Annotated in this window: 16 protein-coding genes; 6 read left to right on the plus strand and 10 right to left on the minus strand. The window is 66.5% G+C overall.

Annotated elements, in window-relative coordinates:
• The first annotated feature begins 117 nt into the window (after positions 1 to 117).
• Positions 118 to 924: a type I methionyl aminopeptidase gene (gene map, locus P0645_RS06950; RefSeq protein WP_284163856.1), complete on the plus strand. Its 807-nt coding sequence runs from the start codon at positions 118 to 120 to the stop codon at positions 922 to 924.
• A 78-nt stretch (positions 925 to 1002) separates the two neighbouring features.
• Here map and P0645_RS06955 read toward each other — a convergent pair whose 3' ends face one another.
• The 3 genes from P0645_RS06955 to P0645_RS06965 are packed head-to-tail and all read right to left on the minus strand — an operon-like array spanning position 1003 to position 3415.
• On the minus strand, positions 1003 to 1650 hold the full coding sequence (locus P0645_RS06955) for an HAD family hydrolase (protein WP_284163857.1): 648 nt from the start codon (positions 1648 to 1650) through the stop codon (positions 1003 to 1005).
• Complete coding sequence (gene rsmD, locus P0645_RS06960) at positions 1647 to 2210, minus strand: 16S rRNA (guanine(966)-N(2))-methyltransferase RsmD (protein WP_284163858.1); 564 nt, start codon at positions 2208 to 2210, stop codon at positions 1647 to 1649. The genes P0645_RS06955 and rsmD overlap by 4 nt, the downstream gene beginning before the upstream one ends.
• The gene (locus P0645_RS06965) at positions 2207 to 3415 is read right to left on the minus strand and encodes an NAD(P)/FAD-dependent oxidoreductase (RefSeq protein WP_284163859.1); all 1209 of its coding nucleotides are present in this window, start codon (positions 3413 to 3415) and stop codon (positions 2207 to 2209) included. The genes rsmD and P0645_RS06965 overlap by 4 nt, the downstream gene beginning before the upstream one ends.
• Positions 3416 to 3493: 78 nt before the next feature.
• Here P0645_RS06965 and P0645_RS06970 point away from each other — a divergent pair, with 78 nt between their 5' ends.
• Entirely contained in the window at positions 3494 to 3982 is a 489-nt protein-coding gene (locus P0645_RS06970; RefSeq protein WP_284163860.1) for a peroxiredoxin, read from the plus strand.
• An 18-nt stretch (positions 3983 to 4000) separates the two neighbouring features.
• Here the strand turns inward: P0645_RS06970 and P0645_RS06975 are convergent, their stop codons facing one another.
• The 6 genes from P0645_RS06975 to secA all read right to left on the minus strand — a co-directional run bounded on the left by P0645_RS06975 (position 4001) and on the right by secA (position 10853).
• On the minus strand, positions 4001 to 4372 hold the full coding sequence (locus P0645_RS06975) for a 4a-hydroxytetrahydrobiopterin dehydratase (protein ID WP_349775071.1): 372 nt from the start codon (positions 4370 to 4372) through the stop codon (positions 4001 to 4003).
• A gap of 56 nt (positions 4373 to 4428) precedes the next feature.
• A complete protein-coding gene (locus tag P0645_RS06980; RefSeq protein WP_284163861.1) occupies positions 4429 to 5601 on the minus strand; it encodes a GNAT family N-acetyltransferase in 1173 nt (390 codons plus the stop codon).
• 31 nt (positions 5602 to 5632) lie between these two features.
• On the minus strand, positions 5633 to 6409 hold the full coding sequence (locus tag P0645_RS06985; protein ID WP_284163862.1) for a glycerophosphodiester phosphodiesterase family protein: 777 nt from the start codon (positions 6407 to 6409) through the stop codon (positions 5633 to 5635).
• On the minus strand, positions 6409 to 6873 hold the full coding sequence (locus P0645_RS06990) for a RidA family protein (RefSeq protein ID WP_284163863.1): 465 nt from the start codon (positions 6871 to 6873) through the stop codon (positions 6409 to 6411). The genes P0645_RS06985 and P0645_RS06990 overlap by 1 nt, the downstream gene beginning before the upstream one ends.
• Positions 6874 to 6945: 72 nt before the next feature.
• Positions 6946 to 7986: a hypothetical protein gene (locus tag P0645_RS06995; protein ID WP_284163864.1), complete on the minus strand. Its 1041-nt coding sequence runs from the start codon at positions 7984 to 7986 to the stop codon at positions 6946 to 6948.
• A 116-nt stretch (positions 7987 to 8102) separates the two neighbouring features.
• The gene (gene secA / locus P0645_RS07000; RefSeq protein ID WP_284163865.1) at positions 8103 to 10853 is read right to left on the minus strand and encodes a preprotein translocase subunit SecA; all 2751 of its coding nucleotides are present in this window, start codon (positions 10851 to 10853) and stop codon (positions 8103 to 8105) included.
• Between the two features lie 181 nt (positions 10854 to 11034).
• On the opposite strand from secA, the gene P0645_RS07005 reads away from it, so the two are divergent.
• From P0645_RS07005 to P0645_RS07020, 4 genes are all read left to right on the plus strand, one after another.
• The gene (locus P0645_RS07005; protein WP_284163866.1) at positions 11035 to 11889 is read left to right on the plus strand and encodes a peptidylprolyl isomerase; all 855 of its coding nucleotides are present in this window, start codon (positions 11035 to 11037) and stop codon (positions 11887 to 11889) included.
• Positions 11890 to 11913: 24 nt separating this feature from the next.
• Positions 11914 to 13263, plus strand: coding sequence for a bifunctional glutamate N-acetyltransferase/amino-acid acetyltransferase ArgJ (gene argJ, locus P0645_RS07010; protein ID WP_284163867.1), 1350 nt, complete (start codon positions 11914 to 11916; stop codon positions 13261 to 13263).
• Between the two features lie 63 nt (positions 13264 to 13326).
• The gene (gene mutT / locus P0645_RS07015; protein ID WP_284163868.1) at positions 13327 to 13725 is read left to right on the plus strand and encodes an 8-oxo-dGTP diphosphatase MutT; all 399 of its coding nucleotides are present in this window, start codon (positions 13327 to 13329) and stop codon (positions 13723 to 13725) included.
• Between the two features lie 162 nt (positions 13726 to 13887).
• The gene (locus P0645_RS07020; protein ID WP_267633331.1) at positions 13888 to 14025 is read left to right on the plus strand and encodes a hypothetical protein; all 138 of its coding nucleotides are present in this window, start codon (positions 13888 to 13890) and stop codon (positions 14023 to 14025) included.
• Between the two features lie 60 nt (positions 14026 to 14085).
• On the opposite strand, the gene infB is transcribed toward P0645_RS07020, so the two are convergent.
• Positions 14086 to 16671 (minus strand): translation initiation factor IF-2, encoded by a 2586-nt coding sequence (infB, locus tag P0645_RS07025; protein WP_284163869.1) that lies wholly within the window; start codon positions 16669 to 16671, stop codon positions 14086 to 14088.
• Between the last annotated feature and the right edge of the window lies 1 nt (position 16672).

Raw genomic sequence — 16672 nt, forward strand, 5'->3', positions numbered from 1 at the left:
CCTTTCGTCACCAATGCGTTACCCTATAGGGCGCCGGGCGCGCATCGAAAAGCCCCGGCTCTGGCCAAGCGCGGAAATCTTCACTATCTAGGGCGGGATTTCGAAAGGACCGGCCCCGTGGACGAACCGCGCACCCGTCAGACCAAGGACGGCATCACCCTTCATGAGCCCGGCGACTTCGCCGGCATGCACAAGGCGGGCCGCGTCGCGGCGGAAATCCTCGATCAGGTGGGCGCCCTGGTGGCGCCGGGCACGACGACCGAAGTGCTTGACGATTTCATCCGGGCCGAGATCGAGCGGCGGGGGGTCGTTTCGGCGACGATCGGGTATCGCGGCTATCAGCATGCCTCCTGCATCAGCGTGAATCATGTGGTCTGCCACGGGATCCCAGGGCCGAAGGTGCTGAAGGACGGCGATATCCTGAACATCGACGTCACCGTGATTGTGGGTGGCTGGTATGGCGATACGAGCCGGATGTATGTGGCGGGCGATCTGCCCCGGAAGGCCGAGCGGCTGATCCAGGTCACGCATGACGCCTTGTTCAAGGGGATCGAGGCGGTCCGTCCGGGCAAGACCTTCGGCGATATCGGCCATGCGATCCAGTCCTATGTGGAAGCGAACCGCATGTCGGTGGTGCGCGATTTCTGCGGCCACGGGTTGGGGCGGGTGTTCCATGCGCCGCCGAACGTGCTGCATTACGGCCGCCCCGGCACCGGCCCGCGGCTGGAAGAGGGCATGTTCTTCACCATCGAGCCGATGGTGAATCTTGGTCGGCCCGAGACCAAGGTTCTGGCCGACGACTGGACGGCGGTGACGCGCGACAAGTCGCTGTCGGCGCAGTTCGAACATTCGGTGGGCGTGACGGCGGATGGGTGTGAGCTGTTCACCCTGTCGCCCGCGGGCAAGTTTCATCCGACCTGGTGATTTCGCCCGCTTGCGCGGGCGATCCGCCGGGGGGCGCTGCCCCCCGGACCCCCCGGAGTATTTCGCGACAGAAAGTGATCAGAGACAGAGAAGCTCGTGCAGGTCGGCCATGCGCCTGAAGGGTATGGCGCCTGCCGACGCGAGGCGGGCGCCGTCGCTGCCGGAGGCAAAGCCGTAGCAGCGCATGCCGGCGGCGCGGGCGGCGTGGACGCCGCTTGGACTGTCTTCGATAACAACGGTGCGGGCGGGATCGGCGCCAAGCGCGCGGGCGGCGTGGAGATAGAGGTCGGGCGCGGGTTTGGGGCGGGCGACATCCTCGCGCGAGAAGATGCGGCTCGCGAGGCGGGCCTGGAGGGTGGGATGCTGGCCGAGGGTTATGGCCATCTTGCGGTGCGGGCCGTTCGAGCCGACGGCATAGGGAATGGCGGCGGCGTCGAGCGCGTCCATCAGGGTTTCGATGCCCTGGATGAGCGGCGTGCCTTCGGCGAGGCGGGCAAAGACCGCGTCATAGGTCCTGTCGACCCAGTCTGCGGGCAGGCGGGCGCCGCGGCGGCGGGCCTCGTCGGCCGCGCCCGCGAGCGTGCCGCCGAGGAAGAGGCTTTCGATTTCCGGGTGAGAGAGGACGAGGCCGTGGCGGGCGAGGCTCGCGGCAAAGAGGCGCAGGGTGATCGGTTCGCTGTCGACGATCACGCCGTCGCAGTCGAAAAGGACAGCGGCGGGCCTCATGCGGGCAGGTGCAGGATGGTGATGACCGTGTCGCCGTATCTGCGCTGGTCGAGGTGTTCGAGGTCGCCGGGCGGTGTCGGAGGCGCGCTTTCCTCCCAGACGATCAGGGCGCCGGGGGCGAGCCAGCCACCCGCGAGGCAGGAGGCCAGCGCCCTTTCGCCCAGCGCCTTGCCATAGGGCGGGTCGAGGAAGACGAGATCGTAGCCCGCGCCGCGATTGGGGCCCATCCGGGTCGCATCGCGACGCCAGATATCGGTCGTGCCCGTGGCCTGCATCAGTTCGATATTGCGGCGCAGAAGCGCGCGGGCGGCGGTGCCGTCGTCGACGAAAGCGACGCGGGCGGCGCCGCGCGACAGGGCCTCGAGGCCGAGCGCGCCGGTTCCGGCGAAAAGATCGAGGGTGCGCGCACCCTGCACGGGGTTGCCGTAGGGGCCGTTGATCAGAAGGTTGAAGATCGCCTCGCGCACCCGGTCGGAGGTGGGCCTGAGATGCGCGGCGGCGTCGCCCGCGCCGACATCGGCGAGCTGCAAACCCCGTCGCGCGCCACCGATGATCCTCATGCCTTCAGAAGCGCCTTGAGGTCGGTCGCGGGGTCGGCGATCACGGCCGGGGCCGGGGACTTTCCCGCCTCGATCAGGCGCTTGCCGATCATATAGGCGCGGCTGTCGTTCATCGCGTCGACGGCCAGCAGGCGGTCGCCCTGATAGTACCAGAAGGAGGTGGCGCCAGCCTCGCCCGGGCGGGTGACGATCCGGTCGTAGCCCATGTTAAGGCCCGCGATCTGCAGCTTGCAGTCGTACTGGTCGGACCAGAACCAGGGTTTCGCTTCATAGGCCTTGCCCGCGCCGAGCATATTCTCGGCCACGAGTTCGGCCTGGTCTATCGCGTTGCCCACGCTTTCGAGCCTGATCCGGCCGCCAAGATGGGGGAAGGAGGCGCAATCGCCCGCCGCCCAGATATGCGGGTCGGAGGTGCGGCCCTGTTCATCCGTTCTGATGCCGTTTTCGATGGCAAGGCCCGCCGCCTCGGCCAGCTCGCTGTTCGGCAGGATGCCGATGCCGACGATGACGAGATCGGCCGGAATTTCGCGGCCGTCCGAGAGGCGGGCACCGGTGACGTGCGTCTCGCCCAGAAGCCGGTCGAGGCCGGTGCCTTCGAGGATTGTCACGCCATGGGCGGCGTGGAGGGCGCGGAAGTAGGCAGAAGTTTCAGGCGACGCGACGCGCTGCAGGATGCGGGGGGCGGCTTCGATCACGGTGACCTTGAGGCCCAGTTTCGCGGCGACAGCGGCAGCCTCGAGCCCGATATAGCCGCCACCGACGATGACGGCTCTGCCGCCGTCGCGCATCAGGGGTGCCATCCGGTCGATGTCTGCGAGCGTGCGGACGGTGAAGACATTGCCCAAAGCGCCACCGATGGCGGCGGGCAGTGTGCGGGGGCGCGAGCCGGTGGTGAGCGCGAGCTGGTCATAGGGCAGCGCCTCGCCATCGACGGTGATGGTTCGCGCGGCGGGGTCGATGGCGGTGGCGCGGGCGCCGAGGCGGAGCGTGACGTTCTGGTCGGCCCAGAAGGCGGGCGCGCGAAGGTAGAGCCGCTCCAGCTCCATCTCGCCCAAGAGATAGGCTTTCGACAGGGGCGGGCGCTGATAGGGGGGAACCGGTTCTTCCCCGATCAGGGTAACGGGGCCAGTGTAGCCGAGTGCCCGCAATTTCGCAGCGAGCGAGGCGCCTGCCTGACCGGCGCCCACGATCACGATCCCGCTCATCGGCCATTCTCCCTCTGGTCCCCGGCGCGCCGGACCCTATATCCTTGGTCGAGGAAACGCAAAACGATTGGACGGACGATGGCGATTTCAGTTGGTGACAGGCTGCCCGAGGCGACGCTGGCGCGCATGGGCGAGAACGGACCCGAACAGGTGCAGCTGGGCGAGAAGCTCAAGGGCCGCAAGGTGGTGATCTTCGGCCTGCCGGGCGCCTATACCGGCACCTGCACGACCGCGCATGTGCCGAGCTTCATCCGCACCAGGGACGGGTTCGGGGCAAAGGGCGTTGACGAGGTCATCTGCCTGTCGGTCAACGACCCGTTCGTGATGAAGGCCTGGGGCGAGGCGACCGGCGCGACGGCGGCCGGGATCACGATGCTCGGCGATGTGTCGAGCGAATTCACCAAGGCGGTCGGCCTGAACTTCTCGAACCCCGCGATCGGCTTTCATGACCGGTCGAAACGCTATGCGCTTTATGCCGAGGACGGGGTGGTGAAAGTCCTGCATCTGGAGGAAAACCCCGGCGTCTGCGACATTTCCGGCGGCGAGGCGATGCTGGCGGCGATCTGAGCTGCGCGGGAGGGGGCGTCAGGCCCCCTTCCTCGCCGCCCGCTCCTGACACAGGCAGGTGACGGGTTCGGAATGGTCGCGCTGGACCTCTGCCGCGCCCGCGAGCTTGTCAAGGCGTCTGGCGAAGGTGAGGTCGAGGGTTGAAAGGCCGGGCGCGTCATGGGTGGTCAGCGTCACGTCGACCACATTGTAGGCGTTCGACCATTCGGGATGGTGGTTCAGCTTTTCCGCGACAAGGGCGGCGCGGGACATGAAGCCCCAGGCTTCGGAAAAGCTCTTGAATTTCCAGATTTTGCGGATCGCGTCGCGGTCGGGCACCGCGCGCCAGCCGGTCTCCCCCAGGGCGGGCAGTTCGCGGGCGCGTTCCTCTTTGGTCAGAGCTTCGGTCATCTTCCACTTCCCGTGCTTCTTCTTTGTCCAAATACTCCGGCCGGACGCTGCCGGTTTCAACCCCCGGCGCCATTTGCGCCGGCGCGGAAGGGGCCTAGGTCGGCCAGCGCCTCGATCTCGTGCCCGACCGCCTCGCGTTCGGCCTTGAGATAGCGTTCGACGGCGCGGGCGAGGCCTGAGTCGGCCAGCCAGTGCAGCGAATATGTGGGTACGGGCAGATAGCCGCGTGCGAGCTTGTGTTCGCCCTGCGCGCCCGCCTCGACCCGCGCAAGGCCGTGTGTGATGGCGTAGTCGATGGCCTGATAATAGCAGGCCTCGAAATGCAGGCAGGGGTGGTCCTCGATCGCGCCCCAGTAGCGGCCGTAGAGCGTGTCGCGACCGATGAAGTTGAGGGCGCCTGCGACGGGGTCGCCGTTCCGCTCGGCCAGCACCAGCATCACATCGTCGCGCATGGTGTCGTGGATCAGGTCGAAGAAGGCGCGGGTCAGGTAGGGGTGGCCCCATTTGCGGCTGCCGGTGTCCTGATAGAAGGTCCAGAAGGCGTCCCAGTGGGCGGGTTCTATCTGGTCGCCGGTCAGCTGGCGGATTGTGCCGCCGAACCCTTGCGCAAGGCTGCGTTCCTTGCGGATCGCCTTGCGCTTGCGCGAGGAGAGGTCGGAAAGGAAGGCATCGAATGTGGCGTAGCCGCGGTTTTCCCAGTGGAACTGCTGGGTGAGGCGGGGCAGGAGGCCTGCACTCTGGCCCCAGTGCCATTCCTCTTCGGTGCAGAAGGTGATGTGCAGGGATGAGATATCGTTCTGCCGGGCAAGCGACAGGGCGCCGCCGAGGAGTGCCTCGCGCGCCGCCTCGTGGCCGGGGCGGCAGAGCAGGCGGCGGCCGGTGACGGGGGTGAAGGGCACGGCGGACTGGAGTTTGGGGTAATAGCGCCCGCCTGCGCGTTCATAGGCGTCGGCCCAGCTGTGGTCGAAGATATATTCGCCCTGGCTGTGGCTTTTTGCGTAAAGCGGCAGGACGCCTGCCACCTCGTCCCCGTCGCGGGCGACGAGATGGAGGCTTTGCCAGCCGGTGCCGGGTCCGGTGGAGCCGGATTTTTCCAAGGCCAGCAGGAAACGGTGGGTCAGGAACGGGTTTTCTGGTCGGCCATCCGCTGCCTCGGGCGCGGCGCAGGCATCCCAGTCGCGGGGGGCGATCCGGTCGATACTGTCGAGGACGGAGACGGTCAGGCTCATGCCGCGAGGGGGGCGCGAAGGTGCTGCGCCGTCAAGGGGCAATCGCTGCGGAGTAGGATTCGAAGGTTACATTCTCGGCCACCCTGCGCGCCTTCGCCTCTGCCTCGGGCGAGCGGATCGTCCAGCAGAGCACGCGCGTGCCCCTGGCCTTGAGGACGGCGACCAGGGGCCGGTCGAGGTCGGCGGCCTCGTGCGAGATGAAGCTGGCGCCGACCCGGTCGAGATCGGGGATCTCGCGCAGATGGTCGCGCACGGTGGCGGGCAGTAGCGGCCAGTCCTCGGCCCGGTAGGCGCTGGTCGTCAGGCCGCGCGGGCGGTCGGGGGCAAGGTCGGCCAGTGCAGCGACGGAATGCGGGTTGAAGGACATGAGCGCAACGTCGCCCGGATAGCCTTTCAGGGCCTCGGCCACCGCCTGTTCCAGATCGCCCAGGGCGGCGCCCATCGCGCCGTCCTGATCCTTGATCTCGATGAGGAGCGGCACCTGGCCGCCGACGATCGCCAGCACTTCGGCGAGCGTCGGGATACCCTCGTCGGCGTCAAGCAGCGGCAGCGCGCCAAGCTCGGCCGCTGTCAAGCCGCGGACGCGGCCGGGCTGGCCGGTCAGGCGGCGCAGGTCGTAATCGTGAAAGACCATCGGCACGCCATCGGCCGAAGGCTGGATGTCGATCTCGACCCCGTAGCCCGCCGCGATGGCCGCCCGGATGGCGGCGCGGGAATTTTCCGGCCGCCGGGCCGCGCGGTCGTGGAAGGCGCGATGCGTGATCGGCAGGCGCAGGAAAGTCTCGGGCAAAGGCGGGCGCGTGACCATCATTTGATCTGGATGACGGCCTCGATCTCGACCGCGACGCCGAGGGGCAGGGCCGGGGCGGAGACGGCGGCGCGGGAATGGCGGCCTGCATCGCCAAAGACCTCGACCATCAGGTCGGAGCAGCCGTTGATCACCTTGGGCTGGTCGGTGAAATCGCCGGTCGAATTGACGAAGCCCGTCAGCTTGACGACGCGCACCACCCGGTCGAGGTCGCCGCCGCAGGCCGCGCGGACCTGAGCGAGGATCGACAGGCCGCAGCGCCGGGCGGCGGCGGCGCCTGCCGCGACATCCATGTCGGCGCCGAGGCGGCCCTTGATCAGACCGTCCTTCGACTGGCTGATCTGGCCCGAGACGAAGACGAGATCGCCCGCCTGCACGAAGGGCACATAGTTGGCCGCGGGCGCGGGGGCATCCGGCAGTTCCAGTCCGAGTTCCGCAAGCCGCGCGTCAATCCTGCCGGTCATATCCACCTCCCTGATCGGTCGGCGGGCACCCTAGGGGCAGGGCGGCGGCTGTTCAACCCCGTCCGGTGCGGGTCAGTTGGAGTTTGCGGCGAGCTGGCGGGTCAGGAAGCTTGAGGCGTCGAGCGCGAGGCGCTGGCCGGTCGCATCGCAGTCCGGCATCGAGAAGCTGACGGCACCGGTACGCGGCACCGCGCGGCCCTCGGCGGTGGCCACGGTCACCAGAAGGTCGCGCGCGCAATTGTCGGCGCCGACCTCGATCACCAGCAGCGGGCGGGCAGCGTCGGCGCTCGCGGGCAGGGTCAGGACCTCGGCCAGAAGCGGATCATCCAGCGTCGGATCGCCGAGAAGCGTCAGGTAGCCGCCCTTGCCAAGCGTGGGCAGGCCCGGTGTCGCGGGTGCGATCAGGCCGGGGCTGGCGAAATCCGCGCCGCTCGCCAGCGCGTTCAGATGCATCCCGCCCTTCCCGCGCAGCTGAAGCGCGATGCGCACGACAGTGCCGATATCGGGGACCGGGATCACCTGTTCCAGCCGGACGCCGCGATCCATCGTCACCTCGACCGCGCCCGCCGTGCCGAGCGCCGGAATGGTCGCCCGATAGGTGCCCTCGGGCGTGAGGCGGGCGGCGAAGGTCAGGGCGGCGTGGCTGATGCGGATCACCTCGCCCGCATGGCAGGGGGCGGAGACGGTGAGTGCGATCATGGCGGTGCGGAGCCTGGCGAGTTTCAGGCGAGGTTCTGCGCAGGCAGTGCCGTAGGGGTCATATTCGCGCGTCACGGCGGAGATATCGGGCACCGCCACGTCGTTCGCGCTGGTCGCGCGCGCGACGACACGGACGATATTCACCTGCGGGGTCAGGGCGGGCGCGGGAAGGTCGGGGAAGTCCGGCAGGCTTTGCTGCGGTCCGGCGGCGAGGGCGGCTTCTGCCGCCCCGTCCCCTGCCGCCCCGTCCCCTGCCGGTGAGGGCTGGGTGGCGGTCGCGAGTTGTGCGGCGCTCACGGCGGTCTCTTCACCGCCTACGGACGGCAGGCCGATGCGGCCGCTGGCGACTGTGGTGGCGGCTGCGGCCACGATCAACCCGCTGATTGCGAGGAGGATGGAACGTTTGAGGGACATGGCGGCCAGCCTCCAGAGCTCAGAGGCCTGATGGCTACCCAAGGATTTTGGCAGGAGGGTGGCTCAATGGTGGAAGGAACGGGCCGTCTTCAGCGGCCCGTTCGCGCGGCGCCCGGTCAGGCGACGCGGCCGTGGCAGGCCTTGAACCTTTGGCCCGAGCCGCAGGGGCAGGGATCGTTGCGGCCGGGATTGCCCCAGGTCGCGGGGTCGGCCTCGTCGAACCCGGCGCGGCGTCCGGGCTGCGGCTGGGCGGCGGCGGGCGCCGCCGCCGGGGCGGCATCGGCCAGCGCCGGTTCCTTCGGCTGGGCCGCCGTCTGGGCGCCCTGCTGTTGGGCGCCCTGCTGTTGGGCAAGGAACTGTTGGATCATCGCCTGCTGCTCTTCCTCGGTCATCGGGCGGACCTGCGAAAGCTTCTGGGTGACTTCAGAACGCAGGCCGTCGAGAAGGTTCTCGAACAGCTGGAAGGCTTCGGATTTATATTCCGACAGCGGGTCGCGCTGGGCATAGCCGCGGAAACCGACGACCGAGCGCAGATGTTCGAGCGTCAGCAGATGGTCGCGCCATTTCTGGTCGATGGTCTGCAGCAGGAACTGCTTTTCGACCTGGCGCATGGTCTCGGTTCCGAAGGCCTCGGTCTTTTCCGCCATCATCCTGTCGGAGGCCTCGTAAAGCCGCTCGCGCACGGCATCCTGATCGACGCCTTCTTCCGCCGCCCAGTCGGCAACGGGGACGTCGAGGTTCATCTGCCGCGCCGCCGCTTCGCGCAGACCGGCGGTATCCCACTGATCGGGATAGCTTTTCGGCGGCATATGTTCGTCGACCAGATCGTCAACGACCTGATGGCGCATGTCCTGCACGATCTCTTCGATATCCTCGGTCGACATGATCTCCATGCGCTGGCCGAAGATCGCCTTGCGCTGGTCGTTCATCACGTCGTCGAACTTCAGAAGCTGCTTGCGGATGTCGAAGTTGCGGCCTTCGACCTTCGCCTGCGCGCGTTCGAGCGATTTGTTGACCCAGGGGTGAACGATCGATTCGCCTTCCTTCATGCCGAGCGTGGACAGAACCTTGTCCAGCCGGTCGGACCCGAAGATGCGCATGAGGTCATCTTCGAGCGAAAGGTAGAAGGAGGACCGCCCCGGGTCGCCCTGGCGGCCGGACCGGCCGCGCAGCTGGTTGTCGATCCGGCGGCTTTCGTGGCGTTCGGTCGCCAGAACGAAGAGGCCCCCTGCCGCCTTCACCGCATCCTCGTCAGCCTTGTGTTCGGCCTCGATGCGCGCGCGCACCTCGTCGGGATGGGCCTCGGGGTCGGCGGCGATCGCCTCCATCACCTTGAATTCGACATTGCCGCCGAGTTTGATGTCGGTGCCGCGCCCCGCCATGTTGGTGGCGATGGTCACGGCGCCCAGCTTGCCCGCGTCGGCGACGATCTTGGCTTCCTGTTCATGCTGGCGGGCGTTCAGCACATTGTGCGGAATGCCTTCCTTCTTCAGCATTTCGGAAATCATCTCGGATTTCTCGATCGAGGTGGTGCCGACGAGGATCGGCTGGCCCTTCTCATGCGCCTTCTGGATGCGCTGGATGATCGCCTCGTATTTCTCGCGCGCGGTGCGGTAGACCTGATCGTGGTCGTCCTTGCGCTCGACCGGGCGGTTTGTGGGCACTTCGACGACGCCAAGCCGGTAGATTTCTGCAAATTCCTCGGCCTCTGTCGCCGCCGTGCCGGTCATGCCGGCAAGCTTGTCATAGAGGCGGAAATAGTTCTGGAAGGTAACCTGGGCGAGCGTCACATTCTCTGGCTGGACCCGCACGCCTTCCTTCGCCTCGATCGCCTGATGCAGGCCGTCCGACAGGCGGCGCCCCTTCATCATGCGGCCGGTAAACTCGTCGATCAGGATCACCTCGTTGTCACGCACGATATAATGCTGGTCGCGCTGGAAGAGCTTGTGAGCGCGCAAGGCCTGCGTCACGTGATGGACGATGGTCGTCGATTCCGGATCGTAGAGCGTCTGGCTTTCCGGCAGGACGCCCGAGGCCTGCAGGCGCTTTTCCATATATTCGTTGCCATCCTCGGTGAAGGTGGCGTTGCGGGTCTTTTCATCGACCTTGTAATGGTCTGGCTGCAGTTCGGGGATGTACTTGTCGAGCGTGTTGTACAATTCCGACCGGTCCTGCGAGGGGCCGGAGATGATGAGCGGCGTGCGTGCCTCGTCGATCAGGATCGAATCCACCTCGTCGACGATCGCGAAATTATGGCCGCGCTGGGCCATTTCCTCGAGCGACCCCTTCATATTGTCGCGCAGGTAATCGAAGCCAAGCTCGTTGTTCGTGGCATAGGTGATGTCGGCGCGGTAGGCCTCGCGCTTTTCCTGATCGCCCTGGAACGGATAGACGACGCCGGTTGTCATGCCGAGCGCGGCATAGACCTTGCCCATCCAGTCGGCGTCGCGCTTGGCGAGATAATCGTTCACCGTGACGACATGCACGCCCTTGCCCGAAAGCGCGTTCAGATAGGCCGGGAAGGTCGCGACCAGCGTCTTGCCCTCGCCGGTGCGCATTTCGGCGATATTGCCCTGATGCAGGAAAATGCCGCCCATCAGCTGCACATCGAAGGCCCGAAGGCCAAGCGCGCGTTTCGCCGCCTCGCGGCAGTTGGCGAAGGCTTCGGGCAGGACCTTTTCAAGGCTTTCGCCGCCCTGAACGCGCGCCTTCAGTTCGGCGGTCTTTGCCTTCAGCCCCTCGTCCGAAAGCTTTTCGAACTCCGGCTCCAGCGCGTTGATCTTTTCGACGAGCGGGCGCACGGATTTGACCTTGCGGTCGTTCGGCGTGCCGAAGACCTTCCGTGCGATTGTTCCAAGACCCAGCATTTTCTCTCCGCTCGGGTTGCGCGATATCCTGCCGAGATCGGCCTTGCCGCGGATTGCCCTCAGGCCTAGATAGGCGCAGAAACCGGGCGGGCGGGGCCGTTCGAGGCTTCAGGCGATGTAAGCGGCTGCCCCCCGATAGTCAACGTCGCAAGGGTTTGCGACCCATCAGGAGCGTGTGAGAATGATGAAATCCGGCCTTTTCCTGTCGGTTGCCCTTGCGGCACTGACGCTCGCGGCGCCCGCCCGCGCCGAGGAGCCGACGGCGGCAACGGTGATCGCGACGGTGAACGGCACAGACATCACGCTCGGCCATCTGATCGCGGCGCGCGAGGCGCTGCCCGAACAATACAAGGCGCTGCCCGACGAGGTTCTGTTCAACGGCGTGCTGGAACAGCTGATCCAGCAGACCGCGCTGGCGCAGGAAGCGGAAAAGGCGCCGAAGAACCTCGACCTTCTGATGATCGAGAACCAGAAACGGTCTTACCTGTCGGCGACCGTGCTTGATGCGGCGGCCGCCTCGGCGGTGACCGACGAGGCGCTGCAGAAGCTTTACGACGAAAAATATGTGAGTGCGGAGCCGTCGAAGGAATATGATGCCGATCATATCCTCGTGCCGACCGAGGAAGAGGCAAAGGCCATCAAGACTGACCTCGACGCGGGCGGCGATTTCGCCGCGATCGCCAAGGAAAAGTCGCAGGATCCGGGGTCGGCTGCGAATGGCGGCGATCTTGGCTGGTTCGGCCTTGGCATGATGGTGAAGCCCTTCGAGGACGCGGTTGTGGCGCTGGAAAAGGGCAAGATTTCCGACCCGGTGCAGACCGACTTTGGCTGGCATATCATCAAGCTGAACGATGTGCGCGTCGCCGAGGCACCGAAGTTCGAGGATGTGAAGGCGGAACTTGAGGGCGACCTGCGCCAGGCCGCCGTCGAGGCGCGGGTGAAGGAACTGACCGAGGGCGCCAATGTGGTTCGCAACAGCGAAGGGATCGATCCGACGATCCTGAAGAAGGTCGAGCTGCTCGACGCGGCTGAGTAACCGAGACGGGAAAGGGCGGGCGCCATGGGCAAGAGTGACAGGGACTGGAAGGCCAGGGTCGAGAAACTCAAGGCCAAGGTCGCCAAGCTGAAATCACGGCTGGAGGCGGCACCCGCCGCCCCCGCTGCCAAGGCGAAGGCGGCGAAACCCGTCTCGCCCTTGGCGCCGGAAAGTTTCCCCGCCCTGCCCTCGATCGCCGGCGCCGAATTCGCCGCCGTCGAGGCGGGGGTGAAATACCAGGACCGCAAGGATGTGATGCTCGTCCGCCTCGCCCCCGGCACGGTGATCGCGGGCGCCTTCACGAAGTCCACCACCCGGTCCGCCTGCGTGCGCGATTGCCAGGCGAAGCTCGCGCTGAAAGGCGCCTCGGGCGAGGGCGCGGCGATCATCGTCAATTCCGGCAATTCCAACGCTTTCACCGGCAAGGTGGGGGACGAGGCGATGGAGGCGGTGACCGGCGCGGTTGCAGAGGCGCTCGGCCTGCCCATCACGCGCATCTATTCCTCCTCGACCGGTGTGATCGGCGAGCCTCTGCCGCACGGGAAGATCACCGCGAAGATACCCGATCTCGTGGCGCGGCTCGATGCAGATGCGGTCGAGATGGCCGCCCGCGCGATCATGACGACCGACACGTTCCCCAAGGGCGCGGCGGCAACCGTGCAGGGCGAGGGCGGCGCGATCCATATTTCCGGCATCGCCAAGGGCTCGGGCATGATCGCGCCCGACATGGCGACGATGCTGGTCTATATCTTCACTGACGCGAAGATCCCGCAGGCCAGCTTGCAGAAGATGGTGTCGCGCCATGTGGGCGCCACCTTCAACTCGATCACCGTCGACAGCGACACATCGACCTCCGACACGCTTCTGGTCGCCGCCACCGGCCAAAGCCCGGCGGCCGAGGTGAAGGGCGAGGTGGCGAAAGCCTTCGAGGCGGCGCTGAAGGGCGTGATGCTGTCGCTCGCCCAGCAGGTGGTGCGCGACGGCGAAGGGGCGACCAAGTTCGTGGAAGTGCGGATCACCGGCGCGGCCACAGACGACGATGCCGCCCGCGCCGCCTTCGCCATTGCCAATTCGCCGCTCGTCAAGACTGCGGTCGCGGGCGAGGATCCGAACTGGGGCCGCATCGTCGCGGCTATCGGCAAATCCGGCGCTGCGGCCGACCGCGACCGGCTGACGATCCGCTTCGGCGATATTCTCGTGGCCGAAAAAGGCTGGCGCGCGCCCTCTTACCGGGAAGAGGATGGCGCCGCCTACATGAAACGGTCCGACCTGATCATCGCCGTCGACCTCGGCCTTGGCCGCGCGAAACGCACGGTCTGGACCTGCGACCTCACCGCCCGCTATGTCGCGATCAATGCCGATTACCGCTCCTGATCTTCATCTTGGCCCAAATACCTCACGGGGGTCCGGGGGTGTGAAACCCCCGGCTCGCGGCAGATGAAGCTTCTGCTCGTCTCCGCCGTCGCGCTCATCGATGCCGACGGCCGCGTGCTTCTGGCCCAGAGGCCGCAAGGCAAGTCGCTTGCGGGCCTGTGGGAATTTCCCGGCGGCAAGGTCGAACCGGGCGAGACGCCCGAGGCCTGCCTCATTCGCGAGCTGAAGGAGGAGCTGGGCATCGACACCTGGAAAAGCTGCCTCGCGCCCCTGACGTTCGCGAGCCACAGTTACGAGGATTTCCACCTTCTGATGCCCTTGTTCGCCTGCCGCCGCTGGCAGGGCACCCCGCAACCGCATGAGGGCCAGCGCCTTGCTTGGGTGCGTGCGAAGGATCTGAAGGACTATCCGATGCCGCCCGCCGACCTGCCGCTGATCCCGATCCTGCGCGACTGGCTCTGAGGTCTGCGGCTGATACCACTCAGGGTAGAATCTTTTTCGATTCCCGCCACAATTCACACTTGCAAAGCGAAGAATTTGTGTCAGCCTGATCTCAGGTTCGTTAACTGGCAGGCAAGCATGGCGGACTTACACTCTCGGCAGCCCACAACAGGGGAATCAGGGATGCTGCGCACCATCACTCTCGGCAGCTGCGTGCAGGTACAGGGCACGTTCGAGCGGCAGCTGGATAACGGCAAGATCCTTGTCCGGGTGGGCGACCGCCTGTTCGAAGGATTTCCCGTCCAGAAGAAAGCCGCCTGACGACAACAGGCCAACTGCACTGGAAGAAATGAAATGGGGGCGTTTCCGCCCCCATTTTCGTCAGTTCAGTTTCCGCTCGATCTCTTCGCGCTCGAAGATCTCGATCACATCGTTCGGACGGATATCGTCATAGGCCTCGAAGGCCATGCCGCATTCCTGACCGGACTGCACTTCCTTCACTTCGTCCTTGAATCTCTTGAGGGTTTTCAAGGTTCCCTCGTGGATCACGACGTTGTCGCGCAGCAGGCGCACGCCCGCCGAGCGGCGCGCGACGCCCTCGGTGACAAGGCAGCCCGCGACCTTGCCGACGCCCGACACCTTGAAGACCTCGAGGATCTTGGCATAGCCGATGAAATTCTCGCGCACCTCGGCCTTGAGAAGGCCGGAAGCGGCGGCTTTGATATCGTCGACCAGATCGTAGATGATCGAGTAATAGCGGATCTCGACGCCTTTCTGGTTGGCGGCATTGCGCGCGGGCGCGTTGGCGCGGACGTTGAAGCCGATGACCGGCGCGTTCGAGGCTTCGGCCAGGCCGATGTCCGATTCGGTGATCGCGCCCACGCCATAATGCAGGACACGGACCCGGACTTCGTCGTTGCCGATTTTTTCCATAGCCTGAACAATCGCCTCGGCAGAACCCTGCACGTCGGCCTTAACCACCACCGGCAGTTCGGCGACATTCTGGTCGGCCTTGGCCTTGGCCATCAGCTGTTCCAGCGTGGTCGCCGCACCGGCTGCGGCGCGCTTGTCCTTTGCCGCCTTCTCGCGGTAGGTGGCGATTTCGCGGGCCTGTGCCTCGGTCTCGACGACGTTCAGGACGTCGCCCGCCTCGGGCGTGCCGTTGAGGCCCAGCACCTCGACCGGAACCGAGGGACCGGCTTCCTTCACCCGGTCGCCCTTGTCGTTGATGAGCGCGCGGACCTTGCCCCATTGTTCACCGACAACGAAGATATCGCCCTGCTTCAGCGTGCCGTGCTGAACGAGCACGGTCGCCACCGGGCCACGGCCGACATCGAGCTTGGCTTCGATCACCGCGCCCTGCGCCGCGCGGCCCGGGTTGGCCTTGAGTTCAAGGATCTCGGCCTGCAGCGCGATGGCTTCAAGCAGGCTGTCGAGCCCCTTGCCGGTCTTGGCCGAAACCTCGACATCCTGCACATCGCCCGACAGGGCCTCGACCACCACTTCGTGCTGCAGAAGGTCGGTCCGGACTTTCTGCGGGTTCGCGTCGGGCTTGTCGCATTTGTTGATGGCGACGATCATCGGCACCTTGGCAGCCTTGGCGTGATTGATCGCCTCGACCGTCTGCGGCATGACGGCATCGTCGGCGGCCACGACCAGAACCACGATATCGGTCACCTGCGCGCCACGGGCCCGCATCGAGGTGAAGGCGGCGTGGCCGGGCGTATCGAGGAAGGTCAGGATCGCGCCGGAATCGGTCTTCACCTGATAGGCGCCGATATGCTGGGTGATGCCGCCCGCCTCGCCCGACACGACATTCGCATGGCGGATCGCGTCGAGAAGCGAGGTCTTGCCGTGGTCGACATGGCCCATGATCGTGATGATCGGCGGGCGGGACTCGAGGTCTTCGACCTTGTCCTCGACGGTGTCGATGACCTGCTCCACGTCGGCGTCGGAAACGCGGACGGCGCGGTGGCCAAACTCCTCGATCACCAGTTCCGCCGTGTCGGCGTCGATCGCCTGGTTCATCGTCACCATCATGCCCATCTTCATGAGCGACTTCACGACATCGGCCGCCCGTTCGGCCATGCGGTTGGCCAGTTCCGAGACGACGATCGTTTCGGGGAGCTGCACGTCGCGCGACTGCTTTTCGGCCTTGTGGCCGAAGCCCATCGCCTTCTGCCGGGCCTTTTCCTGCTTGCGCTTCATCGCGGCGAGCGAGCGCTGGCGGCCGCCTTCGCCGTTCATCGCCTCTGACAGGGACAGCTTGCCGGTGCGGCGGCCTTCGTCGCCGCGGGCAGCCTTGCCGCGCGCATCGCCACCGCCGCGCTCGTCGCGCTCGCGGTCGGTCTTGCGCGGACCCGTGGTCGCGACGCCCTTGGTCGCAGCGCGCGACGCGGCGGCCTCGGCGGCGGCCGGATCGGCCGGGGCGGCCCCTGCGGCGGCAGGCTTTGTGGCAGGCGCGGGCTTCGCCCGGCTGGCGGGCCTGGTGCCCAGCACTTCCTGACGGCGGGCCTCGCGCTGCTCGGCCGCCTCGCGGGCGGCTTCCTTGGCGCGACGCTCGTCTTCCTCGGCCTTCTGGCGCAGAAGATCCTGATGCTCGCGCTCGGCGCGTTCCTTTTCCTCAAGCTCGGCGCGGCGACGCTCGCGGTCTTCCTCGCGCGCGCGCTCCTCGGCCTCGCGGCGGGCGGCGTCTTCGGCGGCCTGGGCCTTGTGGACCTGCAGCGCCTTCAGGCGGCGTTCCATCTCGGCATCGGAAATGCCTGCGGGACGGCGCGAGGGATCGCCGCCAAGCGACGCGCCACCGCCAGCGGCAGCAGGACCCGCGCCGGGCTTCGTCACGACGATCTTCTTCTTCTTCGTCTCGACGATGACAGCCTTCGTCCGCCCGTGGCTGAAGCTTTGCTTCACCTGTCCGGGGCGGGCGCCGCCGAGGCCCAAGGGTTTCTTGCTGTCCGTATCGCTCATG

Source organism: Frigidibacter sp. SD6-1, from assembly GCF_030143255.1.
GTDB lineage: Bacteria > Pseudomonadota > Alphaproteobacteria > Rhodobacterales > Rhodobacteraceae > TMP-24.

Coding starts and splice junctions, on each gene's coding strand:
- infB (WP_284163869.1), bottom strand. CDS start 16,671: ATGAGCGATACGGACAGCAAGAAACCCTTGGGCCTCGGCGGCGCCCGC.
- P0645_RS07005 (WP_284163866.1), top strand. CDS start 11,035: ATGATGAAATCCGGCCTTTTCCTGTCGGTTGCCCTTGCGGCACTGACG.
- P0645_RS06975 (WP_349775071.1), bottom strand. CDS start 4,372: ATGACCGAAGCTCTGACCAAAGAGGAACGCGCCCGCGAACTGCCCGCC.
- P0645_RS06955 (WP_284163857.1), bottom strand. CDS start 1,650: ATGAGGCCCGCCGCTGTCCTTTTCGACTGCGACGGCGTGATCGTCGAC.
- P0645_RS06985 (WP_284163862.1), bottom strand. CDS start 6,409: ATGGTCACGCGCCCGCCTTTGCCCGAGACTTTCCTGCGCCTGCCGATC.
- argJ (WP_284163867.1), top strand. CDS start 11,914: ATGGGCAAGAGTGACAGGGACTGGAAGGCCAGGGTCGAGAAACTCAAG.
- rsmD (WP_284163858.1), bottom strand. CDS start 2,210: ATGAGGATCATCGGTGGCGCGCGACGGGGTTTGCAGCTCGCCGATGTC.
- P0645_RS07020 (WP_267633331.1), top strand. CDS start 13,888: ATGCTGCGCACCATCACTCTCGGCAGCTGCGTGCAGGTACAGGGCACG.
- P0645_RS06990 (WP_284163863.1), bottom strand. CDS start 6,873: ATGACCGGCAGGATTGACGCGCGGCTTGCGGAACTCGGACTGGAACTG.
- mutT (WP_284163868.1), top strand. CDS start 13,327: ATGAAGCTTCTGCTCGTCTCCGCCGTCGCGCTCATCGATGCCGACGGC.
- P0645_RS06965 (WP_284163859.1), bottom strand. CDS start 3,415: ATGAGCGGGATCGTGATCGTGGGCGCCGGTCAGGCAGGCGCCTCGCTC.
- P0645_RS06970 (WP_284163860.1), top strand. CDS start 3,494: ATGGCGATTTCAGTTGGTGACAGGCTGCCCGAGGCGACGCTGGCGCGC.
- P0645_RS06980 (WP_284163861.1), bottom strand. CDS start 5,601: ATGAGCCTGACCGTCTCCGTCCTCGACAGTATCGACCGGATCGCCCCC.
- P0645_RS06995 (WP_284163864.1), bottom strand. CDS start 7,986: ATGTCCCTCAAACGTTCCATCCTCCTCGCAATCAGCGGGTTGATCGTG.
- secA (WP_284163865.1), bottom strand. CDS start 10,853: ATGCTGGGTCTTGGAACAATCGCACGGAAGGTCTTCGGCACGCCGAAC.